Consider the following 25348-nt stretch of genomic DNA (forward strand, 5'->3'; position numbering starts at 1 on the left):
ATAAGACGACGATCCTTAACCAGTTCGGCAAGCTGATCTAACCAATGGAACACGATCTCAACGCCCTCGCCGTCTTTGCGCTGGTCGCCGAAGAGCGGAATTTTCGCGCCGCTGCCGACCGTCTCGGGGTAACGCGCTCGGCCGTGAGCCAGACCATCCAGCGGCTCGAGGAAACGGTCGGCATCGCGCTGGTCCAGCGCACGACGCGCAGCGTCAGCCTGACCGAGGCCGGCGAGCGGCTGCATGCGGAAATCGCCCCCGCCCTCGCCGACATGCGCGCCGCGCTCGGCAACACCGAGGCATTGCAGGGACGGCCGCGCGGACTTTTGCGGCTCGCGGTGTCCTCGATCGCCGAGCATTTTCTGTCGGGACCGTTTCTCGCGTCTTTCGCTGAAGCAAATCCGGAGGTGCAGCTCGACGTCACCGTGACCGACGCGGAGTTCGACATCGTCGCCGCCGGCTATGACGCCGGCGTTCGGCTCGGCGAGGTCATCGAGCAGGACATGATCGCGGTGCCGATCGCCGGCGACGAACGCCAGCTCGCGGTCTGCGCCCCGTCGTTTCGCGACCGCTTCGGCGTGCCCTCCCACCCGTCCGAGCTTCCGTCCTTTCGCTGCATCGGCTGGCGTCCGGCACCGAACGTTACGCCTTATCGCTGGGAGTTTGCGGAGGGCGGCAAGGAGTTCAGCGTCGCGGTGGCGCCCGAGATCACCACCAACGACATGGCGCTCATGATCAAGCTGGCGGTGGCGGGCGCGGGCATCACCTTCGGCATGGAGGCGAGCTTTCGCCCTGCAATCGCGCGCGGCGAGCTGGTGCCGATCCTGGAGGACTATTGTCCCTTCTTCGCCGGCTTCTATCTCTATTATCCGAGCCGCCGCAACCTTGCGCCAAAACTACGCGCGCTGATCGACCACCTGCGGCGGCGCGCGTGAGCCGAAGGAATTTGCCATGACTGGTAACGACCTCGCCGGCATCTACCGCGCCTACATCGCCTGCCTGAACCAACAGGATTGGCCGGCGCTCGGGCAGTTCGTGCATAGCGACGTCGTCCGCAACGCGCGGCCGCTCGGGCTCTCCGGCTATCGCGGGATGCTGGAGCAGGATTTTCGCGAGATTCCCGATCTGCGATTCAACATCGAGATGCTGATCTCCGAGCCGCCCCGCATCGCCGCCCGGCTGAAATTCGATTGCACGCCGGTCGGGACGTTCCTTGGGCTCGCCGTCAATGGCAGGCGCGTGTCCTTTTGCGAGAACGTGTTCTACGAATTTCGCGACGGACAGATTCGGCAGGTGTGGTCGGTGATCGACAAGACGGCGATCGAGGCGCAGCTCTGACGCCGCGCCTCGACGGTCGCCATCATGCCGCCGCCGGCGCCGCCTCGCCTTGCGGCTTGGCAAAGGGGCGGAATGTCATCGCCATCAGGAACGCGCCCAAGCCCATCGCCCAGGAGGCGATGTAGAGCCAGGCGTAGCTGGAGAACGCGTCATAGATCAGACCGCCGGCGAGCGGGCCGGTCGCCATGCCAAGGCTCCCGGCCATCGCGGTGCCGCCGATCACCGTGCCCATCATCCGCAGCGGAAAGTTCTCGCGGGCGAGCACGGCGTAGAGCGGCATGGTGCCGGCATAGATGAAGCCGAACACGGCGCCGACCGCGTAGAACGTCGCGAGCTGATGCGCGAAGACATAAGCGAGCGCGCCGAACGCCTGGAGCAGCAGCCCCGAGACCAGCACGCGCTTGGCGCCGAAGCGGTCGCCCATCAGGCCGAAGGCGATGCGGCCGCCCATGCCGGCAAGGCCCTCGACGCTGTAGATCGTCACCGCCGCGATCAGCGGGATGCCGCAGCTCACGGCATAGGACACGGTGTGGATGATCGGGCCGGAATGGGTGGCGCAGCAGAAGAAATTGGTCGCGAGCAGGATCAGGAATTGCGGCGAGCGCAGCGCCTCGGCCATCGACATCTCCCCCTGCCCCGTGCCCGCGCCTGACGGCGCGGCCGCGGCCTGCGCGAGCGCGGGCGGGCGGCGCACCAGCAGCGAGACCGGGATCATGATGGCGCCGACCACGAGCGCCACGATCTGCATCGAGGTGCGCCAGTCGTGGCCGGAGACGAGCCAGGCCGCGAGCGGCGACATCGTCATCGGCGCCATGCCCATGCCGGCCGACACCAGCGACACGGCAAGGCTGCGGTGCGTATCGAACCAGCCGGTGACGGTCGCCATCATCGGCGCGAAGATCGCGGCGCAGGAGGCGCCGACCAGCAGGCCGAACACGAACTGGAACAGCAGAAGCGAGGTCGCATGGCTCGCCGCGAACAGGCTGAGCGCCAGCACGGTCGATCCCGTCAGCACCACCGGACGCGGCCCGAACCTGTCCGTCGCCGTGCCCCAGGCCATGCTGGTGCAGGCCATCGCCAGGAAGCCGATCGTCATCGCGCTGGAGATGCCGGTCACCGACCAGCCAGTATCCTTTGTGATCGGCTGCAGGAACACCGGCAGCGAGAACATGCCGCCGATCGCGACGCAGCCAAGCAGGCCGCCGGCGGCGACGATCACCCAGCGATAGGAGGAAGCATTCATTTTGGTCTCCCGTCAGATCTGTCTGGGTGGAAGACGAATGGGAACCGTGCGAGCCGACAGAGTAGCGTGATTTTTTGCGGTGGGCTCCCTGGCCTCGCGAATTTCGGGCCCGCACATCAAAAATCTCGAAAACAACCCCATGCACAGTAGCCGGCAGCAGCGGGATCAATGACTTACGAGGCGCATCGCTTGCGATGCCCAAGAATTGCTAGGAATCGCGATGCCAGCAGGCGATTTGACACGTCGGGCAAAACACCGGCATGATGTCATCATCCCGCCAGCATAGTCGCATCACGTTTGGACGCCCGCCGATCATGGCGCGCGGTCGCCGATCCGTGCGCGATGCGCTGGTTTTCGAATGGACCCTTGACATGCCAAAGATCGACATCGCCACAGTCCCGGCCCGCAAGGGCTCGGGCTATCCGGCCCCCTTCGACGCGCCGTGCGCCGAGCGCATCCGCAAGCGGCTCGGCAACGCCGGGGGACTTGCGGATTTCGGCGTCAATCTGATGCGCCTGCCACCGGACAACTGGTCGAGCCAGCGGCACTGGCATTCGCATGAGGACGAGTTCGTCTATGTGCTCGAAGGCGAAGTGGTGCTGATCGAGGACCAGGGCGAAACCGTGCTGCGCGCGGGCGACTGCGCCGCCTTCCCGAAAGGCAGCGGCAACGGCCATCACATGATCAACCGCTCGGATGCCGTGGCCGTCTATCTCGAAGTCGGCTCGCGCGCGCCCGAGGACCTCACGACCTGCTCCGACATCGACATGATGAGTGCGAACTCCGACGGCCGCTTCGTGCACAAGGACGGTACGCGCTATCCGGACTAAGCCGTGAACCTGCAAACGTGACTGGCGACTACGCTCGCTTCGCGCCTATAGCGACCAAGTTCGTGCGGCAGCGCGGTATGTCGCGATGGTCCATGAAGAGACTCATGCACCGCTGCAATTACGAGTTGGCTGATCCATCACGGCGGCACGCTCGAAAACGGCGTAAATCGCTCCCCGCAAGAGTCACACCTCGGTCATTTTCGCAAGCACTCGCTCGACGAGCGCAGGATCGCGATAGACGCTGCGTGGCTTCAATAGATGTTGGACCTCGACGGTTAGCTTATGGACGGCCGGATCTTCGGCGGCAAGCCGGGTCAGGGCGATACCGAAGTTGCGCGTCATCTCAAAATCCGCCGGACGTTGCCCACGCGTACTGGGAAACGCGAAGTCGAGTATGGCCACCGACCACGGCGTCTCGATCAACGTCGGCACTTCGGCGAAGAAAGCAGGTGCCAGCCCGGCGATTGAATCGCTGTTTACCGCTAGTCTCTCGAGAAGCCCTTGGAGCAGGCGCGCCTCCAGGGCGGCCACGCTCATGCCTTGCCCGTAGACGGGATTGAACCGACAAATTGCGTCGCCGATCGGCAACAGCCCGCGGGGAAAACCATCGAGCCGCTCGAAATGACGCCGCACGCTTTCCGGGAAACCGTAGCGCGCGACCCCGTCGAGGCGCCTGGCGTGCTTGATCGCATTGTAGATCGTCGGCGTCCGAAGCGATCGAGCATACGTCAGGAACCCCTCCGCATCACCGGGCGGGACCTCACCGAGGCGGCCGCTAAGGGTTACCATCCACCGGTCGCCCTCGAGCGGAAGCAAGATGCCACCCCGGCGATTGTGGGGCGCCTGAGCGAAGGTGATGACGCCTTTCCACTCGGTCGGCGCAGCGTCGGAGACTGCAAAGACACATGTGGAATAGGAGAGATCGATGCCGATTGTGGTCTCCTCGGGCAGCGGTCGGCCGCCCGATTGCAGCAGGGCGAGAGTGAGCGTGCCGCGTCCGGTGGCGTCGACGACAAGATCCGCAGCTATCGTCTCGCTCGTGCCCCTGCCATTCTCGCAGCGCACGCCGATGACCGCCTCTCCATTTGGCGACGCCAGCACTTCCGTGACCCGGCAGCGCTGGCGCAACATGATGTTGGCGAGGCCTTCGACCCGACGCCGCACGACGTGCTCGATGGTGGGCCGTGACGCCGCATAACCGCACCAGCCGAGATCGCGTTGCGGGAAGGGATTGTAGCCCGGGGGCTCGAGGCGAGTATCGAGACCGGCCTTGAGCCGTACGCCTCCCGCCCGTGCGAGATCCTGCTCGAATCCCGGGAACAGCTCGCTGAGAGCGCGCTGGCCGCTGAGCAGCAGCGCATGCACATGCCGCGCCTGCGGCGTGCCGGCGCGACGCGTGGGCTCCACGGGTAGAGTGTCGCGCTCCAGAACAACGAGCTGCTCGAAGTGGTCGGCAAGCGCCCCTGCGGCCGCGAGCCCACCCATTCCCGCGCCGATCACGACAGCCTGCTTGCCGACGAGAGTTGATGCCATCGCCACCTCCCATTTCCAAGTGTGTCTTGATCGACTCGAATCGATCCAAGCGCGGGCGAGCGCTCGGGGCCCGGTGATGATGGCTCGGTGTGCCCTGAGAGCAAAAACGGGTCGAGTTAAGCAAATAACGAGTCTGCGGGATGGTTGTGCGGCCGGTCGTCGAGAACGGCCCGTGCAGTCGTTGGGTACCCAGGTGTTGCGAACATTAGTCTTAGCGCTGGCCGCGTTTGGCCGATCCGCTACGTGGAGCGAGCCGCCATACCTCCCGTCGTCAGCCTCGCATGAAGCCCTCGCACTCGCCCTCCGCCCACGCGAGGCTGCTCTCCAGTGCTTCACCCCGCGAGTAGCGGAGGCACATTTTGGTCATCGTCGCCTGCGCGAAGATCTGCTGTGCGATCTTCGGCGGCGCGGGCCAAGCCGCGATTGATAGTCTCTGATGATTGTAGGGATTGGGATAGTGGTAGAGCGTGCCTTTCGGCGGCTCCGCTTCCGCCCAGACCCTTAAGTTCGTGAACTTCACGTAGGCCGGGAGATCATAACCGCCGCTGGCGACCACCAGCTTCTCAATCGACGACGCCTGCGAGAGATGCGCGAGCAGGCTCTTCGCCGCCTCCTTGTTCTTGGAGAAATTCCAGATGCCCCAGAAGAAAGGGAAATACGGCGCAAAGCGGCCCTTCGGGCCCGCCGGGAAGCCGTGGGTCCAGCATTGCTCGGCAACGTGTGGTGCATCGCGCTTGGCCACCGCCCAAGGACTCGGCGGATTCATGATCAGCGCGCCCCTGCCAGAGATCAACCATTTGTTGTTGGAAGCATCATCCCACGCCGGCACGTCGGGGGGCAGGAACGCGATCAGCCTCCTGTAAAATTCCAGCGCTTGGCGCACCTCGTCGGTCTTGACCGTAAGATTACCGTTGGCATCGACCAGCTGCGCGCCGAATGACTGGAAGAATGCCCCGGCGGCAACCACGCTGTCGACGGTCTCTCCCAACCCGATGCCGAAGGGGAAGCCGCCTTTGTGGCAGGCTTCAGCGGCCTTCAGGAAGGCGTCCATCGTCCAGCTGTCGGCCTGCGGCGGGCTGCCAGCCGGGTAGATCGCCTGCACATCGATGCCGGCGTATTTCTTCATCAGATCAATGCGAGAGCAAGGAGCCTGGATTTGGCTGCCGATCGTAGCGGGAATGGCCATCCAAGTGTCGTTTACTTGGCCAAGATACTTCACCGTGCCATTCACCTCGCCGTTCTGCTTGAGGATCGGCTCCATGACATCGTTCACCGGCTCGAGCCGTTCGGCATAATTGTGAACACGCCACGTGGTCATCGCAAGAATGTCGTGTCCGGCCTTCGCTTGCGCTTCGGCGGCGCCGGTTAGAAGGAGTTTGTTGCCTTGGCTGCCAATGTAATCAATCTGAACGTCGACCTTTGCCTTTTCGGCCCATTCTTTGACGAGATCCGCGGAGGTCGTGTTGGCGCCCGGCACAAAGTGGTCCCAAAAACCTATCGATAGCTTACCGGCGGCGTAGGCGCCGCGCACATAAGGCGCGGTGACGAGCGCGGCGGAAGACATGGCCGACGCGGTTACAAACTGTCGTCGAGAAAACTTTCGTGACATTTGTTCCCTCCACGCTGATCAATGGGCTGTTTTGTTTCTCGTGTGCTTCCTCGGCGCTGCGCGAAAACGAGGGCGCGCAGCTGTTGAAGATTTGGATGGCCGGGTCTGCGTCCACCCGCAATCATGATACGACAAAGCGATAGCGGCTGCGCTGGTCGCGATAGAGGCGCGTCGCATGGTCTTCAAGGCCATGACAACTTCCTTGGCATTCACGAGGGGCGTTGCCGCCGATCCTTCAAGCAGAGGCCCACGTTAACTCTCTTACCGCCGCTCGGGTACGGCCGGGCAGCAAGGTAAGCCGTTGGCTGCACTCCTGGATTGTCTCTGCGCAAATTGGAGCCAGCCTAAAGACCGTATCAGGTCGTGGGTGAACGCTCTTGACATTCTGCTTACATTCTCCTCACCGACGGCATATTCTTGCGTTGCAACCGGCACGGGACACCGTCGGGAGAAAGTTACCCAAGGAATTGCCAGCTTGCGGTATCTCTTCGAGCAGTACGCGTTCGACACCGACCGTCGCGAACTTTACCGCGGGGCGCAATTGGTTTCCGTTGCTCCGCAGGTGTTCGATCTGCTCGCTTACCTGATCCGCAACAGGGAACGGGTCGTGAGTAAGGACGACCTCATCAATAACGTTTGGAACGGCCGTGTCGTGTCCGATGCTGCAGTGACGACGCGCCTGAATGTCGCTCGGAGCGTGATTGGAGATTCCGGCGAGAAACAACATTTTATCAAAACTCTGCAACGCAAGGGCTTTCGTTTTGTTGGGGCGGTGCAGGAAGTGCGCCAGCCTGCAGACGTGTTGCCCCCAGCCTGTTCTGGTGAACAGATCTTTCAGGGTGTAGCTGACCCGGATCGGCCCGATGCCGCGACCGTTACGATGTCCATTCCTGCGCCGCGTCTTTCCATCGTCGTGCTGCCATTCGCAAACGTCGGAGGTGATCCCGAGCAGGACTATTTCGTCGACGGCGTGACCGAGAGCCTGACCACCGACCTTTCGCGCATCAGCGGCTCATTCGTGATCGCTCGCAACACCGCTTTCACCTTCAAGGGCAAAATTGTCGATGTAAGGCAGATCGGACGCGAGTTGAACATCCGCTATGTTCTCGAAGGTTCAGTGCAGCGAGGCGGCAACCGGATTCGCGTGAATGTTCAGCTGATCGATGCCGAAACCGGCACTCACCTCTGGGCCGAGCGGTTCGAGAAACCCGTCGCCGACCTGTTCGACACGCAGGATGAAATCGTATCGCGGCTAGCAAACACGCTGAATGCCCAGCTCATTCAGGTTGAGGCGCGGCGAGCGGGACGTTCAACCCATCCCGATGCGATGGACCTGTATTTCCAAGGCTGGGCTTACGAGAACAATGGGACGACCGCGGACTACATGACGCAAGCGCAGGTCTTTTTCGACCGTGCCCTGGCGCTTGATCCCGGAAACATTGAGGCGCTGGTCGGTTCGGCGCGGGTTAGAGCGGCGTTTGGTGCCAACCTTATGCGCGACGACTGGACCGCACACTTTGTTGCGGCCGAAGCAGTCATAGTGCGGGCTCTGTCCCTTGCGCCAAACCATGCTCGGGCCCATAGCGTCCTGGGTTTCGTCCAGTCATTTACCCATCGCGCGGTCCAAGGCATCGCTGAATGCGAACGAGCGTTGGTACTGGATCACAATTTGGCCGACGCTCATGCCTTCATCGGTCTCGCTAAGACTTTTCTCGGTCGCAGCGATGAGACCGAGGCCCATGTCCGCGAGGCGCTTCGCCTCTCTCCTCGCGATAACTACGCCTACCGGTGGTCAATGTTTGTCGGTCTCGCCAAGTTGGCGCTCGGCGCCGACGTGGAAGCGGTTGCCTGGCTGCGCCGGAGCATCGAGGCCAACCGAAACCATCCCATCCCGCATTGCTTTCTCGCCGCCGCCCTGGCTCTGCTCGGCTCACCGGACGAGGCGCGGGCCGCCGCGCAGGCGGGCCTTGTGCTCAATCCGACCTTCACTCTCCGCCGCTTCCGAGCCCGCGCGGCGAGCGACCATCCGGCTTACCTCGCCGGGCGCGAGCGTGTGTATGAGGGCCTGCGCATGGCCGGGGTGCCGGAGGGCTGATGTCCGCTTCGGGTCCAGAAGCTGCCCTACCCGTCAGGTCGCAGTTTTCCCCGACAGACATTACATACGAAAGCGCGCCCCCACTGCGGGTGCCGAGACTGTAAAGCTTTGTCCAAGGGGTATGAGCGCGGCTTCGATCAACGGGATGAACCCGCTCAAGACGAAGGACATAGGTTGACTACATTGTCGTAGGCGAGGATTCCCCTTTCGAGCTTTGCCCTCTGCGCATTGGCGGCTTACGCAGCGCGGGACCTTCGGCCGACTCCGTGGCGCCGAACCAGGTGACATAGAGCGTCGGCAGGAAGACGAGCGTAAGAACCGTGCCAACCAGCAAGCCACCCATGATCGCGAAGGCCATTGGACCCCAGAAGACTGTTGGTGCGATCGGAATCATTCCAAGGACAGTCGACACAGCGGTCAACATGATCGGGCGAAATCGGGAACTGCTACCGTCGACCGCGGCTTCCCAGGGCGTCTTCCCTAGAGCACGTTCGGCGTCAATCTGACCAATCAGAATGACCACGTTCTTGCTGATCATGCCGAGAAGCGCCAGCACACCGAGAATGGCGACGAAGCCTAGCGGCCTTCCTGACAGCATCAAGGCGGCAACGACACCGATCAGACCAAGCGGCGCCACGCTGAGGACCATGAAAAGTCTCGGAAAGCTCTGGAGTTGCGCCATAAGGATAGTGAACATGACGAACAGCATCACCGGAACCACAGCCAGCACGGATGCCTGCGACTTCTGGCTCTCTTCCACCGTGCCACCCACGACCACGTCGTACGACGGCGGGAGCGTCTTTCTGAAGCTCTCGATCGCCGGCGACAGCGACGTGACCACGCTTGCCGGCAACGTGTTGCCGACGATAGCCGCCTGGACGGTCAAGGTCGGAACGCGATCGCGTCTCCAGATGAGTGGAAATTCTTGGTCATATTCGAAGGATGCAAACTGGCCGAGAGGAACGGTTTGCCCGCTGGGCAAGGCCACCTGCAGATTGCGCAGGCTGTCCAGCGAAACCCTCTGCGCGTCGGTCGCACGCGCGACCACGTTGACCAGGTAGATATCGTCGCGAACCTGGGTTATCGGCGTGCCGGTCATCATCGCGTTCAACGTGGTTGCGATCGCCTGCGAGCTGAGGCCGAGAAGGCGGGCTTCATTCTGATCGACGCGGATGCGCACCTGTCGATCGGGCTCCATCCAGTCGAAATTGACCTGCCTGGTCTCCAGACTGGAACCAACGATCCGTCCAACATCGAGCGCAATCTCTCGTACCCGCTCTACGTCAGGCCCGCTGACGCGGTACTGTACTGGCCATCCAACCGGAGGTCCAAGCTCGAGCGGAGAAACGAACGAAATTGCCTTGGGGAATTCCTGAGCCAGGAGCTTTTCGAGCTTGGCATGCAGCCGGTCGCGGGCCGCAACGTCCTTGGCGACCACAACGCTCTGGGTGAAGAAGTCGTTCGGTAGTTGCACATTGAGGGGCAAGTAGAAGCGGATGGCGCCGCGTCCAACATAGGTGCTCCATCTTGCGACATCGGAATCCGCCCCAAGAGCCGCATCCAGACGCTTCGCCGCCGCCTCGCTCGCATAGATTGACGCGTTCTGCGGCAAACTGATATCTACCAGCAGTTCCGGACGATCCGACGACGGAAAGAACTGCCGCGGGATCAACGGCATCGCAAGGACCGCGGCTACCAGGAGCGCCACCGAGATCGCGATCGTCAGCCATTTCCCGCGCATCGCGAATGTCAGGAAGCTCCGGTACATCCGGAAAATCCTGCCCGGATCCGCGGAGTCGCGTTGCCGGGGCGGGACCAAGATCGCAGCGCCGAGCAGTGGCGTGAAAATGACCGCCACGAACCACGATACCAGCAGCGCGATCGTGACCACGGCGAACAGCGAGAACGTGTATTCGCCGGCCGAGCTCGCCGCAAAGCCCACCGGGATAAAGCCCGCGATCGTCACCAACGTGCCCGCGAGCATCGCCATCGCATGGGTCCGGTATGCGAAAGTTGCCGCCTCGACCTTGCTGGCGCCCTCCGCCAATTTGTTGAGCGTCGCGTCGGTCGTCGTCATCGCGTCGTCGACCAGCAACGCGAGCGCAATGATCAGTGCGCCAAGCGATATACGCTGCATGTCGATGCCAAGAAGCGCCATGATCGGAAACACGATCGCCAGCGTGAAAGGTATGGCAAGCGCAATGATCAGGCCGGGGCGTACGCCGAGGCTGATGAAGCTCACCACCATGATGATGGCGATCGCCTGCATCAGCGAGACCATGAACTCCCGGATCGCGTGGTCGACGACAACGGGCTGGTCCGCGACCAAGCTCGGCTCGATTCCGATCGGAAGTTCCGCCGTGATCCGGGCCATTGCCTTTCTGAGGTTGGCGCCGAGCGCAAGGATGTCGCCGCCATCCCGCATGGCGATGGCAAGTCCTATTGCCGGCTGACCATTGACACGAAACATCGGCTGGGGCGGGTCGGTGTAACCGCGCCGTACGCGGGCTATATCTCTCAAGCGCAGCATGCGGCCGCCCGCCGAGAAGTTGATGTTGGCGATGTCCTGCTCCGACTGGAAGCCTCCCGACACCCGAATCGAAATGCTTTCCGAGCTTGTCTGTATCGTTCCGGCCGGACGCACGATGTTTTGCGACTGGAGCGCTGCAATCAGGGCGGACCGATCAACGCCGAGGGCCGCGAGCTCCTTGGTGGAAAATTCGACGAAGATCACTTCATCCTGCTCGCCCAACAGCTCGATCTTCGACACGTCGGGCACGAGAAGCAGCCTCGAGCGGGTCTCCTCGACCCGATCGCGCAACTCACGCTGGCTGAAGCCGTCGCTGGTGAAGCCGTAGATGATCCCGAACGTATCGCCGAATTCGTCATTGAACGCCGGCCCAATGACGCCGTCGGGCAGCGTATGGCGCATGTCGCCGATCGACTTGCGCACGTGGTACCAGGTGTCGGCAACCTCTCTTGCGTTTGCGCTGCCCTTCAGATTCACGAAGACGATCGAGACGCCGGCCCTCGTGAAACTTCGCAGGAAGTCGAGATGCGGCGTTTCCTGAAGTCGACGTTCGAGGCGCTCCGTCACCTGTTTCACCGTTTCCTCCACGGATGCTCCGGGCCAGGCGGCCTGAACAACCATGGTCTTGATGATGAAGGCTGGATCTTCGTTGCGCCCCAACCGGAAATAGGACAGTACGCCGGCAATGACCGCAACGATCATCATGTAGACGACCAGCGAGCGGTGCTTCAGCGCCCAATCGGAAAGATTGATTCCGCTCATGGCCCTGATCCGAGAACGCGGACTGTCTGACCCGAGTGAAGCGCCTGGACGCCGGCGGTGACAATGACTTCACCGGTGTCGAGTCCTTGCGAGATCACCGCTTGGGCTTCATCGAACCGTAGCACATCCACATTGCGAACTGAGACCGTGTTGTTGGCGGGATCGACGACCCAAACGGCGGGGCGTTGGTTCATCCTGGTCAGGGCGGAAGAAGGAATATCGATCATCGGCCCGGCACTCGTGCTCACCCGTCCGACGACCGTCGCGCCCAGCCGCATCGCCGGCGGGGGATCGGTCAGACCGACTCTGACCTCGAAGGTCCGCGTCACGGCGCTGGCCTGCGCGGCGACCTCGCGAACGCGCCCCTTCGCCTTTATTGTCGGATCATCGGCCAGGCTGACTTCGACCTCCGGATCCGAGGAAGCCGATCTGACCAATTGAGAGGGAATGTCGAAGACGGCGTCGCGGCCGTCTTGTCGCGCAATCCTCGCAATCATCTGCCCGACCTGGACCACCTCGCCGGCTCCCGGGCCGGTGGCAGTTATCACGCCGGGTGCATCGGCCGTCAGTTCGGTGAAACCGACGAGGTCATGTGCGGCGCTCAGTTGCGCCTCAGCCGCGTCGACCTGCGACTGCGCAGTTTGCTGGGCCTGGGTGGCAGCATCGAAATTGGCGCGCGTCGTCCAGCCCTGCGCCAAGAGCGTCTCCTGACGGTCGAAGTGATTGCGCGCCTGCGTCAACTGTCCCTGCGCCGCAGCCAGAGATGCCTGCGCCTGACGCAGTCCATTCAGTTCGTTCTGTGACTCCAATCGCGCCAGCACTTGGCCGGCTTTGACCCTGTCGCCAATCTTGGTGTCGTTGCTCAGAAGTCGCCCGGATATCCGGAACGCAACATTCACTTCATCTTCGGCTTCGATCCGCCCTGTAAATGTCAGGGGTGTTGTGACCTTGCGCTTTTCCACAGTCGACGTGCGCACGATTCGCGGAACGGGCGTGTCATTCGTTGCCTGTTCTCTGCCGCAGGCTCCCAGGGTCAGCGAGAATGCCGCCACGAACGTCGACGTTACCATGTATCGGAACGTGCAACGGCTGCCGCTCATGGACATCACCTCTTGCGTTCCAAGACTATCGCCATGGGTATTTTGCCGAACGGCTTTGGTATAAAAATCGGTAAATCTACTCGGTGCGGCTGGATTTAATCGTGGTTTGCCGAGGTGTGTTCGTAGGGAGTTTTCCTAGGGGTGATCAGGCCTTCACCCGATATCGCCAGTTCTGCTGCCAATACATGATGGGATCATGAGATGGAGTATGGCGCGCGGCGGAGCCGTCGCGCGCTACTCGCGCTTCGCTTGATCGGCGCCGTCGAACCTGGAGGGTCGCGAGATCCTGTCCAAGACGATGGCGCCGGATGATCCGCTCGTGGGCGCCATCGGAACCATTTTGGATGATGATGTATCGCTACGCCAGCTCGCGGCTTGACGCATTGAATGACTTGCCGAGAGAGACATCTCCCGCGAAGTTTACGTTTGTCTCCCGCAAGTCCGTATCTTCGCCGCAACGCAGGCGCCGACGTTAGAAACGAGCCAGGAAGCGGCCATGAAAGGTCCCTCGGCTGATCCAGATGCATCCGCCGCCGCAGCTGGTCCATTGTGGCCGGTCGCGACGTACCGAGCATCATTGTTCTTTTGCCTGTGGCTGGTGCTTGCCGGTGTCGATGTTGCCGATCTTCCCGCCGCCGCGGCCGCGATCGCCGCCGCAACTTGGACGAGCCTGCACCTGCTCGAGCCGAGCCGCGCGCGGCGATCGGTTCGCGCCATCGCCCGCCTGATCCTTCTTTTCCTGTATCACTCGGTGGTCGCCGGAGCAGACGTTGCAGGGCGCGCACTTAATCCCCGATTGCCGCTGCACCCGGGATTTGTGACCTATCCGAGTCGGCTTTCGCCCGGGCTGCGGCAGAACGTGTTCACGACGCTCACCAGCCTGCTGCCCGGGACGGTGCCGGCGGGCGAGGAGAACGGAGAGATCGTCTATCATTGCCTCGACATTCGGCAGCCGGTCGTGACCGATCTTGCCGCCGAGGAATTGGCGCTGGTTCAAGCCCTATACAATGACTGAGTTCCTGACCGCCGCAGTCGGGTTGATCCTGGCCCTGCTGGCACTCGGGCTGGTGTCGATATTGCGTGGTCCGGGCGATGCGGACCGTATGATGGCGGCGCAATTGATCGGCACCGCAGGCATTGCCGTGTTGCTCCTTCTCGGCACCGTGACGGGCGTCCCGGCGGCCATCGACGTGGCATTGATCCTGGCGTTGCTCGCCACCTTCGCGTCCATCGCGTTCGTCAAGAAGGGGCTTTCCCGCCTCGAAACCGACGGGCTTGATTCAACGGGGGACAGATGAACCTCGCACGCGACGTCGTGACGATTGCCTGCGTGTCGGCGGGAGCGTTCTTCTTCCTCGCCGGCACCGTCGGCCTTCTTCGCTTTCCCGACACCCTGACCCGCCTACACGCGCTGACCAAGGCAGACAATCTCGGCCTGGGCTTCGTCGTGCTTGGCTTGCTCCCACAGGCAGGAAGCCTGCGCGACGGGTTGAAGCTGATCTGCATCTGGATGTTCGCACTGCTTGCCGGCGCCACCGTTTCCCAATTGATCGCGCGCACGGCGCGCCAGAGCGGAGCGGCCAAATGAGTACCGCAACAGTCTTCGAGATCGCACTCGCCGCCGTGGTGCTGGGCCTCGCCATCTGGACCATCGCCGTCCCCGATACCTATTCGTCGACCGTCGGGTTCGTCGCCTACGGCCTCCTGGTTGCGCTGATATGGGTGCGTCTCGACGCGGTCGATGTCGCACTAACGGAGGCCGCCATTGGCGGAGGTCTCGGCGGCGTGATGCTGTTAGGGGCGGCCGCCAGACTGCGCGGTAGCGAGGTGACAACGGCCGAACGTTGCAGCCTAACCGTGCGTCTCAGCGCCGCCATATTGTCTGCATCGACAGCGGCGGTGCTGGCCTTCGCAATCCTGCTCCTGCCGAATCCGCCACCAACGTTGGCACCGGCGGCCGTCTCGAATGCGGGAGCAACCGGAATGGCCAATCCCGTCACCAACGTGCTCATGGCCTTCCGCGGGATGGACACCATGCTCGAGAAGGTCGTGCTCCTGCTTGCCATCGTCGGTGTGTGGTCGCTCGCGGCGGACCGCAATTGGGGCGGTCGTCAGGGACCGCGCCACGAGGCCGACCCCAAGGGCGTTCTCGCCTTTCTCGCGCGCCTCCTTCCTCCCGCGGGCATCGTCGTCGGCATTTACATGTTGTGGACGGGGGCCGATCACCCCGGCGGAGCATTTCAGGGCGGCGCGGTTCTCGCGTCGATGTGGCTCTTGGTCATCATGGCTGGTTTGGCGGATACGCCACCCGTGAGCAGTCCACGGCTGCGGCTGGTCCTAGTGGCCGGGCCTGGCCTGTTTCTGGCCGTCGGCTTCGGTGGACTTTGCTTCGGAGCGGCGTTCCTCGCCTACCCGGTTGCAATCGCTAAACCTCTGATCCTTGGCATCGAGGTCGCGATGACCCTGACGATTGCAGCGACACTCGCCCTCCTGCTCGCCGGCGCGCCGGAAAGGAGTGTCGAGCCATGAGCGGCGTCACGGTGTTTGGATCATTCGCGGCTGCGGCGATTGGACTTGGGCTCTACGGCCTGATTACCAATCCGCGACCGCTTCGCAAGATCATCGCATTCAATCTGGTCGGCAGCGGCGTCTTTCTTCTGTTTGGCATCGTCGGACGAAGGGGCACCGCGGCGGGCGTTGGCAATGATCCGGTCCCACAAGCCCTGGTGATCACGGGAATAGTGGTAGCGTTTTCAGCAACGGCCCTGGCGATCGCCTTGCTGCTCCGATTGTTCCAGACCGGCGGCTCCCTGACGCTCGGCAGTCGCGCGCCGCCGGACCCGCGGTCCGACCCATCCGGTGACTGATGTTGGCTCCTGCCTCAGCGCTGGCGACGACGACGTTCGGCTTCGTGCTAGTCCTGTCGGTCGCCGTACCGGTTGCGGGCATCCTGCTGGCATTCACTCTCGGCGACCGTTACGTCCGGCAGGTAGCCCTAGCGGTTGTGCCGTTAGGGTTGGCGATTGCGGGGGCCATTCTCCTGGCCGTGCCGCAGGGCGGCGGCCTCATAGTCTATCTACTTGGTGCATGGTCGCCCCCGCTAGGAGTGGCCTTGCGCGCGGACGGACTGTCGGCGGTGATGCTCGCGACCACGGCGATTGTGATCTGCGCGGTCGCCGTCTTCGCCACGACTGACTTTCGTCCAGCATCGGACGCACGCACATCCTTCGCATTCTGGATCCTGTTGCTTGCCGTTTGGGCAGCGCTGAACATGATCTTCGTTGGCGGCGATCTCTTCACCCTGTATGTCGCGCTGGAGTTGCTGACATTCGCCGCAGTCCCGCTGGTCTGCCTCGATGGCCGCGCGGAGACGCTTCAGGCCGCGTTACGCTATCTTGTCTTTGCATTGCTCGGCTCGGTTCTCTACCTGCTGGGCGCGGCCCTGCTCTACGGCTTTTATGGGACGCTCGACATGGTGCTCATGTCGCGTGTCGTCTCAGCGCAGCCGGGCGTGCTCATTGCCGTCGCATTGATGACGGTCGGCCTCCTCGCAAAGACCGCGCTCTTCCCGTTGCACCTGTGGCTGCCGTCCGCTCACGCGGGCGCGCCGGCCGCGGCGAGCGCAATTCTATCCGGCTTGGTCGTGAAGGGATCGTTCTTCATCCTTCTGCGGCTTTGGTTCGACGTGATACCTGGCCTGCACAGCCTTGCCGCCACGCAGTTCCTGGCGGCACTGGGGACCGGCGCGATCGTGATCGGAAGCGTGGTCGCCTTGCGGCAGGAGCGCCTCAAGCTGCTCGTAGCATATTCGACGTTGGCTCAGATCGGGTATCTCTTCTTGATCTTTCCGCTCGCTGCCAATGCCTTGGGTCAACTCGAGACCGGGCAAGCCTTTGCGGCGGGATTGCTGCAGGCGATCTCTCACGCCTCCGCAAAGGCGGCGATGTTCCTGGCCGTCGGATCGATCTACACCGGGCTGGGCCATGACCGCATCACCGGGCTGGGCGGTGTCGCACGTGTCCTACCTCTCAGCGTACTGACCTTCGCAGTGGGTGGCCTCGCGCTGATGGGCGTTCAACCCAGCGGCGCAGCCTTTGCGAAAGAGCTTCTGCTGCAGGAGGCAACGAGGACAGGACAGTGGTGGTGGGCCGCGGTGCTGCATGTCGGTGGAATGTTCACGACCGCCTATGTCCTGTTGGTTCTGGCCTATGCGCTCGCGCCTTCGGATCAACCGATCGCGCCTATCCAGACGGCGCTGCCAAGCCGCGACCTACCCGCGCTCGCCCTGGCGATCTGTTCGCTGCTGCTTGGCTTAGTACCCTGGGAACCATACTTGCCGATCTCACATGATGTGCTGCCGAAATTGTTCAGTAGCGATGGGTTCGCAAAATTGCTCCTGTCGGTGCTGGGAGGTGCGACGCTCGCCGTCCTGCTAAATCCCTGGCGGCATCCGCTGGCTGCCTCGTCCGGCTGGAAGGCGCTGGAGAAGGTCCTCGAGCCGCTACGGCGCATCTGCTTTGGATTCGGCAACCTGGTCGAACAAGCCGATGGTCTTCTTCGCGAATGGGCCGCGGCAGGCATCTCCCTGCTACTGCTCGGCCTGGCCCTTGCCGTATTGATGTTCGCCGCAAACTGAAGACATATCGTTCGGATTGATCCAGCCCGGCAGCAGCCGGTTCTGCCGCACACGAACCACCATCATTCGCACCGGGTTCGCTTTGAGTCGGGCGCGTCGAACGCTCGGCCAAGCTAAGTCGTCTTCGGGTCATTTTCGAGGGTTTCAGCGGAGATTGTCGGGACGCATTCGTCGGCCTCGTCCAAAAGCCATGCAACGAATGCCTTCACCCGTGCATCACTTGCCAAGACCGCGGGCCAGCGCACGAGGTGTACCTTCGTCGACGGCATGTCCCAGGTCTTAGGCAGCACGCGCACAAGGCGGCCGTCGATGAGCGCGTCGCGCGCGAGGAGTGAGCGCGTCAGCACGACGCCGCTGCCTTGAAGTGCGGCACCGATCGCTGTCGCCATGTTGGCGTAACGTAGTCCAACCGGCGGCGGCGCGTTGAGGCCAAGTCGCGCGAACCACGTCGACCAGGACCACTCGGTTCCCGCGTTCGCGTCTACGCCAGCCCCCTTATGGATCAGCGGCAGCGCGGCGATGCGCGTCGGGTCGTCGAGCGGCGCGGACGGCAATAGTCGCGCGTGGCACACCGGGAAGACCTGCTCGCGGAACAACACGCGCTGCGTCGAGGTCTCGCGTGCCTCGCCCTCGAGGAGCCAATGGATCGTGATGTCGAGATCGAGGTGGATCGCTTGCGCCGTGCTCTCGACGATGATCAGTTCGATCGGCGTCGATGGGGCCTTGAACATCGGCAGGCGTGCGACGAGCCAATAGTCCGCAAGCGCTGCGCTGACGCCGACGCGCAGTGGGCCATTGCTGGCCGCAGCGCGGCATCGCGCGCGTAGCTCCCCGAGGCCGGTGAGGAGTTCCGCAAGGCCGGATGCAAGCGCTTCACCCGCGGGCGTCGGCCGCATGCCGCCCGAAGTCCGCGTCAGCAGCGGCAAACCCATAAAGTCTTCCAGCCGGCGCAACCGGTGGCTCACTGCGCTTTGCGTCACGCCGAGGTCGCTTGCTGCGGCGGTGACGCTGCCGAGACGGTGCACGGCTTCGAAGGCAATCAGGGCATCGAATGGAGGTTGGGCGGTCATGCCGGCATTATGAAGGAGATTCATGCTGAGTTGAACACTCGGCATACGCCACGAGCGCAAACCGATGATACCAAGCGGGCATCGCAGCGCTTCTGCGCGGCACTTTCCCGGTTCGGCAGAGGATTTGTGAAGTCGGCACCCTCCCTATCCGCTCGTGATCTTTCCGTTGCCCTGACACTCGGCCTCGGTGCGTTCTTCACGAATCTCGACGTCACCGCCGTCGTCGTCGCGCTGCCTGAGATAGCGCGTACCCTCAGCTTCGGCATGACCGCGACGGCGTGGGTGATCGATGCGTATTCGCTCGCTTTCACGGGCATGCTGCTCGCGGCTGGGGCAATCGCCGATCGCTTCGGTCGCCGCCGCGCTTTGCTGACAGGCAATGTGATCTTCCTTGTCGCGTCCCTTGCCTGCGGCCTTGCCTGGGACGGTCCGTCGTTGTGGGTCGCCCGTGGTCTGCAAGGCGTTGGCGCGGCGTTCGTCGTCACAGGCGCCCTGGCGCTCGTCGCCAGCGCGTTCCCGGATGCCGCGGTCAGAGCGCGTGTGTTCGCCTTGATGGGCGTCGTCTCCGGTGTTGGGATGGCCGCGGGGCCGACGCTCGGTGGCGTGATCACGGCTTGGACCGGGTGGCGCTGGATCTTCTTCATCAACGTGCCGTTCTGCGCGGCCCTGGCCATTGCGGTGCCGCGGTTCGTCGCCGAGAGCCAGGCCGCGGAGAAGCGCCCGCTCGATCTTGTCGGCGTTGCCCTGTTGACGACGGCACTCGCGCTACTGATTGACGCGACGTTGCGCGTACGTGCCGACATGATCGGCGCCGCGAGCCTCGGCGGCGCGGCGCTTCTGCTGTTGGCAGGCTTCGCCCTTCAACAGCGTCGGCGCGCTGTGCCGCTCCTCGACCCGACCGTGTTCGGGACACCCGCGATGATCGGTGTCGGCCTGCTGCTGATTGCGGTCTCCGTCAGCTACTGGGCCATCCTTGTTTATCTGCCGCCAGCGATGCAGAGCGCATTCGGGTGGCACGCCAATCGTACTGGCCTCGCGCTGCTCGCTGCAACGGCGCCGATGCTAATCGTGCCGCCAATTGGCGGCCACCTCGTGATGCGCATCGGTTGGCGCTGGCACTTCGCGCATTCTCTCGCGATACTCGCGGTCGGTAATCTCCTTTTACTTGCATCGCTCTGGCGGACAGATAGGGCCGAGATCCTCGGCCTTATGCTCGCGGGCATGGCAGCGATCGGCAGCGGCGCGGCGCTCGCCCACCCGCAACTTTCGGGTGCCCTGCTCGCGCTCGCCCCGCCGGACCGTTCCGGCATGGCCTCCGCCATGACGATCGTGGCGCGACAGGGCGGCTTCGCGCTTGGGATCGCTGCGCTGGCCGTAGTTGGTGGCGGACAAGCCTTCGAGGCCATTTTTGCTACCGCGGCGTCAACAGCAGTCCTGGGCGTTCTTGCAGCAATTTTCCTGCTTCCCGCTGATCGGTGAGCGTATGAAATATGGGTCTGGTTTGCCCCCGCGACCGTCGGCGATCAGGCTGCCGTGCTCGTAGACGCACTTGCTCCCAGAGATGACATGCTTTCCGGCTCAATGTCCCGAACTTATGCGTCGCCTCCTGTATCCGATGCGTTTGCGGACATCAGGCCGGCAAGCGCGAGCAACTGACGCAGGAGACGTTTTGTGCGTCCCCTCTCCCCGCTTGTCCAACTCAAAGGTTATTCTTGGATTTACCGAGAGCACCCGAGGTCAATCGGCAACTTCTGCTTCCTGAACGTCGCCGTGCCTTTCGCCGCCGTTAGAGCGTCGGGCTGCTCGGTATCGGCCAGGCGACAAGCCGTGATGTCGAAAGAACAGCTTCGAGAACGCCGCCGATGTCTCGTAACCGACCCGGCTGGCAATCCGTGCGATGGGCTCATCGCTGGTTTCCAGCAGAAACGCCGCTTCCGCCATCCGGCGTTCGATCACATAGCGATGCATGGACCGGCCGACGAGCTTGGTAAAGCGCGCTGAAAACGCCGAACGGCCGAGCCCGACGCGACGGCCAAGGTCGCTCAGAGTCCAGGGACGCTCCGGGCTTTCGTGAATGAGCTTGAGCGCCGGTCCGATATGCGGGTCAGAAACGGCCCCGAGCCAGCCGCCTTGTCCGGGACTGAGAGACGAGATCCAGCTTCGGAGCACCTCGACAAAGAGCACTTCCGTCAGTCGTGAAAGCGCGACGCGTTGGCCGGGACGCTCAAGCGCGGACTCGCTGACCATGCGACGCAGGATCGCTTCAAGCCAACCGCCGTCCGTCGTCGGCTTCAGCAGGAGCACGGGCGGCAGTAGCTCCAGCACGCCGCCACACAGCGGCCGCGACACCGTGAAATTGCCGCAGATCATGGTCGAGTGCGGGTTTGCGCGGCTGCCGTGACGAATGACGCCGAACCGCGTCGACGCTCGATCGATATCTATGATCCGCAAAGGCTTGGCCCGGCGGTCCGAATAAAACACGTGGGGCTCGCCGCGCGTAATCGCGACAAAATCGCCCTCGGTCATCTGGATCTCTTGTCCGTGCTCGAGCGCGAGGGTCGCCGATCCTCGGCTGAGATAGTGAAACAGCGCGTAGGGGCGCGCCGGCAGCTCGAGATGCCAGGGATGGCCGAGCTCGAAGTGAAACAGCAACGTCCCGGCGAGACGAACGCGATCGAGCATCTGGGCGAGGATGTCCATGCCGTCGAGACTATCCCCGTGGACGATCGGACACAACACGCGGACGATTGGTCCCTGTGGTCCGGAAGGTTCGCGAATTACGTCATGTCGCAGCGGGCCGGCATCACGTGCGGCGACCATTTCGCCGACGGCGGATGGCAAAACCGCGAGGTTGCTGGAAACGCCTGTCCATCCCCCCGGACTTGTTCGTCCGACATTCCAACAGGAACATTCAATGCTAAATATGCTTCTCTCAGCCGCCACCGCACTCCTGGCCGGATCGACATTGGTCGGCGCCGCTTATTCCGCCGAACTGCCCAAGGGAGCAGCCCACAACGTCGTGCTCGTGCACGGCGCTTTCGTGGACCAGACGAGCTGGCAGCCCGTCGCCGATATCCTCACGAAGAAGGGCTACAACGTCACGCTCGTCGAAAATCCGCTCACCTCGCTCACGGCTGACGTCGATGCCACCAAGCAGGCGCTCGCGAAGCAGGACGGCAAGACCGTTCTGGTCGGCCACTCCTGGGGCGGAGTGGTGATCACGCAAGCCGGCGACGATCCCAAGGTTTCGGCGCTGGTCTATGTCTCCGCCTTCGCGCCGGACGTTGGCGAATCCCTGGCATCGCTGTCAAAAGCCGGCCCGCCGACCGAAGGTGGCAACGCGATCCGTCCCGACGCGAAGGGCAATTTGTACATTGACCCGAAGGTGTTTCCGTCGGCGGTCGCGGCTGACCTTCCGCCGGAGATCGCCGAGCACCTGGCCAAGTCGCAGCTTCCATTGAGTTTCGCTGCGTTCGAGGCCCCCGTCACCATTGCGGCCTGGCATGACAAGCCGACCTTCGATGTCATCACCACGAAGGACAAGGTCATCGCGCCCGAGGCCCAGAAGTCGTTCGCAGCCAGGATGAAGGCTCAGGTGACGGACGTCGCCGGAAGCCATGCCTCGCTCGTCGTCCATGCCAAGGAAGTCGCCGAGGTGATCGAAAAGGCAACGCTCGTGAAGTGACAGTGCCGCTCCCGGCGCCTTTCACGCCGGGAGCGCACACGTTCGCTTCGGGCAAATGCGGAGCGTCCAGACCGCGATAGCGAAAAGCCGGCGAAGCCGCAGAAGCACGAGCGCCGTCCTGGAGAAGGCCTCGGTCGCTGCGCCACGCCGGTCCCCCACCCGATTATCTCATGCCCAGCATCCGGAGGATGACATGACTCAACGCGACATCGCGAAAAAGGACGCCGCCACACTCGAAACGGCGCCAACCCTCTATATCGAGGGCAACGGAATCCGCTTTGCCTATCGCCGTCTCGGCCCCGCGATCGGAACTCCGCTGATTCTTCTGCAGCACTTCTCGGGCAACATCGACGCATGGGATCCCGCCGTCGTCAACGCGCTGGCCACTGATCGCCCCGTGATCGCTTTTGACAACGCTGGGGTCGGCCGCTCGACCGGTCAAACGCCCGACAACGTCGAGGCGATGGCGCGAGACGCCATCAATTTCATCGACTTGCTCGGCCTTTCCGAAGTGGACCTGCTCGGCTTTTCCCTCGGCGGCTGCGTCGCTCAGCAGATCGCCGCCGAGCACGGACAGATAGTCCGCAAGCTCATTCTCGTTGGCACTGCGCCGAAAGGCGGCGAGGAACACCTGTTGGCGGTTCTGCAGGACGCATTCTCCAAAACCGATGCGCCGGACCCGCGCCTGCCGCTGTTCTTCACGAGTTCACCTGCCAGCCAAGCCTCCGGCCTGGCCTTCCTGAAAAGGGCGAAGGTGCGTCAGGACGATCGGGACACCGACAACGGCAGCGCTGTCACCGATCCGCAGGCCAAGGCGCTGATCACCTGGTGTGCCACACCTGATCCTGAGCACGCCACTCTGCGTGCCATCCGCCAACCCACTCTTGTGGTCAGCGGCAGCGACGACACCATGCTCCCCGCGAGCAACGCCTACGCGATGTTCAGGGAGCTCAGCAACGCCAAGCTGGTCCTCTATCCCGATTCAGGTCACGGCGCCCTGTTTCAGCACCACGAGATGTTCGTCGGCCACGTCCGGACTTTCCTGGACGCGCAGCCCGCGACTGCGGCGCACTTCGACGCCATCAGACGCACTCCATCAGCAAGAATTGCTACAGAGGACAAACTGACAATCGCGAAAGTCGAGGTGGAGCGATTCACCCTCACGAGCTCAAAACCGTTCGACGCTGTCGTGGCGGCCTTCAAGTCCGCTGTCGGCCAGCCTGACACTGTCGAATTTTTCAAGGAGACGAGAGCGACAAATTCCTTCACGGATTTGGAACGCATTGTAAAACGCAGCCTCGGTCGAACGGACCTTATGCTCTTCGCACAGTTCGACCTGGGCGACATTCTGCGTCGCGAGGCCGAATCCGGGACGTCCAGGATCATGCGGTTTGTGGTCGGCAATCCACTCATCATGAAAGAAATGGTCAAGCACGTCCCTGATGCTGGGTCCTACGCTCCAGTCACAGTGCTTGTTGATGAGCGTGCCGACGGCGTGCACGTCTCTTATGACAAGATGGAGAGCTATTTGATGAATTATGGCAGCCCGGAAGCCCTTGCTGTCGCCCGAGCTCTCGATGCGAAGATCACAACCTTGCTGCACGAGTGCGCAAGCTAGGCGTCCGGATGACGTCTTCGGCCGACCGAAGTGAGTACCGGCAACTGCGGCCATCGTGCACCGCGTGAGAATACCAGGGGGAAGCCGATCAGTTACCGGCTTCCCCGCCGCATCGCTATTGATCAGCCTTTCGAACCAACAGTCGCTGCGGCCTTATAGGCGATGACGGATGAGAGATGTCGTCAAGACCTGATGAACGAGAGCAGGTCGGGGTTGAGGACATCCGCATGCGTGGTAAGCATGCCATGGGGATAGCCGGGATAAGTCTTCAGCGACCCGTTCTTAAGCAGGTTGACCGCACGCGGCACGGAACTTGCGAACGGGACGACTTGATCAGCCTCGCCATGCATCACCAGCACCGGCACGGTGATCTTCTTGAGGTCTTCGGTATAATCTTCGAGCCAAGAGTCGACAGTCGCGTAGTGAGCGAGGGCACCGCCGGCCATGCCTTGGCGCCACCAGTTCGCAATGATTGCCTCCGAAGGCTTCGCCCCATCTCGGTTGTAGCCGTAGAACGGATTCTCAGGGACGAAACGGTAGAACTCCGACCGGTTGCCCAGCACGCCTGCCCGGATCGCCTCGAACCACTCCGGCGGTTGACCGGACGGGTTGTCCTCGCTCCGGTACATGTTCGGCGTCAGTGAAGCGACCAGCGCCGCCTTCGCGACGCGCTCCTGGTGGCGAGCGACATAGCGAGCCACCTCACCGCCACCTGTGGAGTGGCCGATGTGGATCGCGCCGCGCAGGTTGAGGTGTTCAGTCAGGGCCGCGAGGTCGGCAACCCAGTGGTCCATGTCGTTGCCCGTGCCGGGCTGGTCGGACCGGCCGTGGCCGCGCCGGTCGTGGGCGATCACCCGGTAGCCGTGGCGAAGGAAGAAGGTCATCTGGGCGTCCCAGTCGTCCGCTGTCAGCGGCCAGCCGTGGCTGAAAACGATCGGCTGGCCTGAGCCCCAGTCCTTGTAGAAGATGTTTACGCCGTCTGTAGTAGTGATCGTGGGCATCGAGTCGCTCCATCTGCGCTGTTAGACATTTTATTGAGAAGATAGCGATTAACTGATCCATTGAGCCACGCGTTACTCATTTCGCGGGCGGAGTTTTAGAATTAAAGGCCCCAGCGAGCCCTTGCCTTGCCTTGGCAACACCCGATCGCCGACGCGTTATCGGCCGAATTGGCCCGGCAGTATTCGTCGTTCCTGCGCATTTGTGCGCGTTTCCTGCTGAATAAGGGAAACCACTCTCAATCAAGTCCATGGCAAAAAACGATTGCCGGCTTGGAAGTTGAGGGCATTATTGTTGGCT

Annotated in this window: 21 protein-coding genes and 1 pseudogene; 14 read left to right on the forward strand and 8 right to left on the reverse strand. The window is 62.8% G+C overall.

Going from position 1 to position 25348, the window contains the following annotated elements:
- Positions 1-44: 44 nt before the first annotated feature.
- Positions 45-935, forward strand: coding sequence for a LysR family transcriptional regulator (locus tag AAFG16_RS28820; RefSeq protein WP_342730698.1), 891 nt, complete (start codon positions 45-47; stop codon positions 933-935).
- Positions 936-951: 16 nt separating this feature from the next.
- Positions 952-1338 (forward strand): ester cyclase, encoded by a 387-nt coding sequence (locus AAFG16_RS28825; protein WP_342730700.1) that lies wholly within the window; start codon positions 952-954, stop codon positions 1336-1338.
- 22 nt (positions 1339-1360) lie between these two features.
- Here the strand turns inward: AAFG16_RS28825 and AAFG16_RS28830 are convergent, their stop codons facing one another.
- Positions 1361-2581 carry an MFS transporter gene (locus AAFG16_RS28830; RefSeq protein WP_283079729.1) on the reverse strand — a complete coding sequence of 407 codons (1221 nt, stop codon included), beginning with the start codon at positions 2579-2581 and terminating at the stop codon, positions 1361-1363.
- 371 nt (positions 2582-2952) lie between these two features.
- On the opposite strand from AAFG16_RS28830, the gene AAFG16_RS28835 reads away from it, so the two are divergent.
- Positions 2953-3411, forward strand: coding sequence for a cupin domain-containing protein (locus tag AAFG16_RS28835; protein ID WP_342730703.1), 459 nt, complete (start codon positions 2953-2955; stop codon positions 3409-3411).
- 183 nt (positions 3412-3594) lie between these two features.
- Here the strand turns inward: AAFG16_RS28835 and AAFG16_RS28840 are convergent, their stop codons facing one another.
- Together AAFG16_RS28840 and AAFG16_RS28845 are read right to left on the reverse strand one after the other, a co-directional pair.
- Positions 3595-4944 (reverse strand): squalene monooxygenase, encoded by a 1350-nt coding sequence (locus tag AAFG16_RS28840; RefSeq protein WP_342730705.1) that lies wholly within the window; start codon positions 4942-4944, stop codon positions 3595-3597.
- A gap of 271 nt (positions 4945-5215) precedes the next feature.
- Entirely contained in the window at positions 5216-6553 is a 1338-nt protein-coding gene (locus tag AAFG16_RS28845; protein WP_342730707.1) for an extracellular solute-binding protein, read from the reverse strand.
- A 475-nt stretch (positions 6554-7028) separates the two neighbouring features.
- On the opposite strand from AAFG16_RS28845, the gene AAFG16_RS28850 reads away from it, so the two are divergent.
- Positions 7029-8648, forward strand: coding sequence for a winged helix-turn-helix domain-containing protein (locus tag AAFG16_RS28850; protein WP_342730709.1), 1620 nt, complete (start codon positions 7029-7031; stop codon positions 8646-8648).
- Positions 8649-8826: 178 nt separating this feature from the next.
- Here the strand turns inward: AAFG16_RS28850 and AAFG16_RS28855 are convergent, their stop codons facing one another.
- Both AAFG16_RS28855 and AAFG16_RS28860 read right to left on the reverse strand, forming a co-directional pair.
- Positions 8827-11940 carry an efflux RND transporter permease subunit gene (locus AAFG16_RS28855; protein WP_342730711.1) on the reverse strand — a complete coding sequence of 1038 codons (3114 nt, stop codon included), beginning with the start codon at positions 11938-11940 and terminating at the stop codon, positions 8827-8829.
- Complete coding sequence (locus AAFG16_RS28860; RefSeq protein WP_342730713.1) at positions 11937-13040, reverse strand: efflux RND transporter periplasmic adaptor subunit; 1104 nt, start codon at positions 13038-13040, stop codon at positions 11937-11939. Before AAFG16_RS28860 ends, AAFG16_RS28855 begins: the two co-directional genes overlap by 4 nt.
- A 577-nt stretch (positions 13041-13617) precedes the next feature.
- On the opposite strand from AAFG16_RS28860, the gene AAFG16_RS28865 reads away from it, so the two are divergent.
- Genes AAFG16_RS28865 through AAFG16_RS28890 form a run of 6 tightly spaced genes read left to right on the forward strand, consistent with a single transcriptional unit; the run spans position 13618 to position 17676 of the window.
- Positions 13618-14055 (forward strand): Na+/H+ antiporter subunit E, encoded by a 438-nt coding sequence (locus AAFG16_RS28865; protein WP_342730715.1) that lies wholly within the window; start codon positions 13618-13620, stop codon positions 14053-14055.
- On the forward strand, positions 14048-14338 hold the full coding sequence (locus AAFG16_RS28870; protein ID WP_027560005.1) for an MrpF/PhaF family protein: 291 nt from the start codon (positions 14048-14050) through the stop codon (positions 14336-14338). Before AAFG16_RS28865 ends, AAFG16_RS28870 begins: the two co-directional genes overlap by 8 nt.
- A complete protein-coding gene (locus AAFG16_RS28875; protein WP_027560006.1) occupies positions 14335-14628 on the forward strand; it encodes a monovalent cation/H(+) antiporter subunit G in 294 nt (97 codons plus the stop codon). Before AAFG16_RS28870 ends, AAFG16_RS28875 begins: the two co-directional genes overlap by 4 nt.
- Entirely contained in the window at positions 14625-15569 is a 945-nt protein-coding gene (gene mbhE, locus AAFG16_RS28880) for a hydrogen gas-evolving membrane-bound hydrogenase subunit E (protein WP_342730720.1), read from the forward strand. Before AAFG16_RS28875 ends, mbhE begins: the two co-directional genes overlap by 4 nt.
- A complete protein-coding gene (locus AAFG16_RS28885; RefSeq protein ID WP_342730722.1) occupies positions 15566-15907 on the forward strand; it encodes an NADH-quinone oxidoreductase subunit K in 342 nt (113 codons plus the stop codon). Before mbhE ends, AAFG16_RS28885 begins: the two co-directional genes overlap by 4 nt.
- A complete protein-coding gene (locus tag AAFG16_RS28890) occupies positions 15907-17676 on the forward strand; it encodes a proton-conducting transporter membrane subunit (protein ID WP_342730724.1) in 1770 nt (589 codons plus the stop codon). Before AAFG16_RS28885 ends, AAFG16_RS28890 begins: the two co-directional genes overlap by 1 nt.
- A 113-nt stretch (positions 17677-17789) precedes the next feature.
- Here AAFG16_RS28890 and AAFG16_RS28895 read toward each other — a convergent pair whose 3' ends face one another.
- Positions 17790-18746, reverse strand: coding sequence for a LysR family transcriptional regulator (locus tag AAFG16_RS28895; RefSeq protein ID WP_342730726.1), 957 nt, complete (start codon positions 18744-18746; stop codon positions 17790-17792).
- Positions 18747-18755: 9 nt separating this feature from the next.
- On the opposite strand from AAFG16_RS28895, the gene AAFG16_RS28900 reads away from it, so the two are divergent.
- Positions 18756-20225 carry an MFS transporter gene (locus AAFG16_RS28900; RefSeq protein WP_342730728.1) on the forward strand — a complete coding sequence of 490 codons (1470 nt, stop codon included), beginning with the start codon at positions 18756-18758 and terminating at the stop codon, positions 20223-20225.
- Positions 20226-20483: 258 nt separating this feature from the next.
- Here AAFG16_RS28900 and AAFG16_RS28905 read toward each other — a convergent pair whose 3' ends face one another.
- The gene (locus tag AAFG16_RS28905; RefSeq protein ID WP_342730730.1) at positions 20484-21446 is read right to left on the reverse strand and encodes an AraC family transcriptional regulator; all 963 of its coding nucleotides are present in this window, start codon (positions 21444-21446) and stop codon (positions 20484-20486) included.
- 214 nt (positions 21447-21660) lie between these two features.
- On the opposite strand from AAFG16_RS28905, the gene AAFG16_RS28910 reads away from it, so the two are divergent.
- From AAFG16_RS28910 to AAFG16_RS28920, 3 genes and pseudogenes are all read left to right on the forward strand, one after another.
- Positions 21661-22431, forward strand: coding sequence for an alpha/beta hydrolase (locus tag AAFG16_RS28910; protein ID WP_342730732.1), 771 nt, complete (start codon positions 21661-21663; stop codon positions 22429-22431).
- A 193-nt stretch (positions 22432-22624) separates the two neighbouring features.
- Positions 22625-23482 (forward strand): annotated as a pseudogene (locus AAFG16_RS28915) (alpha/beta hydrolase); the annotation flags it as partial.
- Positions 23483-23554: 72 nt separating this feature from the next.
- Positions 23555-24049 carry a DUF302 domain-containing protein gene (locus tag AAFG16_RS28920; RefSeq protein WP_342740991.1) on the forward strand — a complete coding sequence of 165 codons (495 nt, stop codon included), beginning with the start codon at positions 23555-23557 and terminating at the stop codon, positions 24047-24049.
- Positions 24050-24231: 182 nt separating this feature from the next.
- On the opposite strand, the gene AAFG16_RS28925 is transcribed toward AAFG16_RS28920, so the two are convergent.
- Positions 24232-25050, reverse strand: a complete 819-nt coding sequence (locus AAFG16_RS28925; RefSeq protein WP_342730734.1) for an alpha/beta hydrolase — start codon at positions 25048-25050, stop codon at positions 24232-24234.
- Positions 25051-25348 lie beyond the last annotated feature (298 nt).

The organism is Bradyrhizobium sp. B117 (assembly GCF_038969555.1).
GTDB lineage: Bacteria > Pseudomonadota > Alphaproteobacteria > Rhizobiales > Xanthobacteraceae > Bradyrhizobium.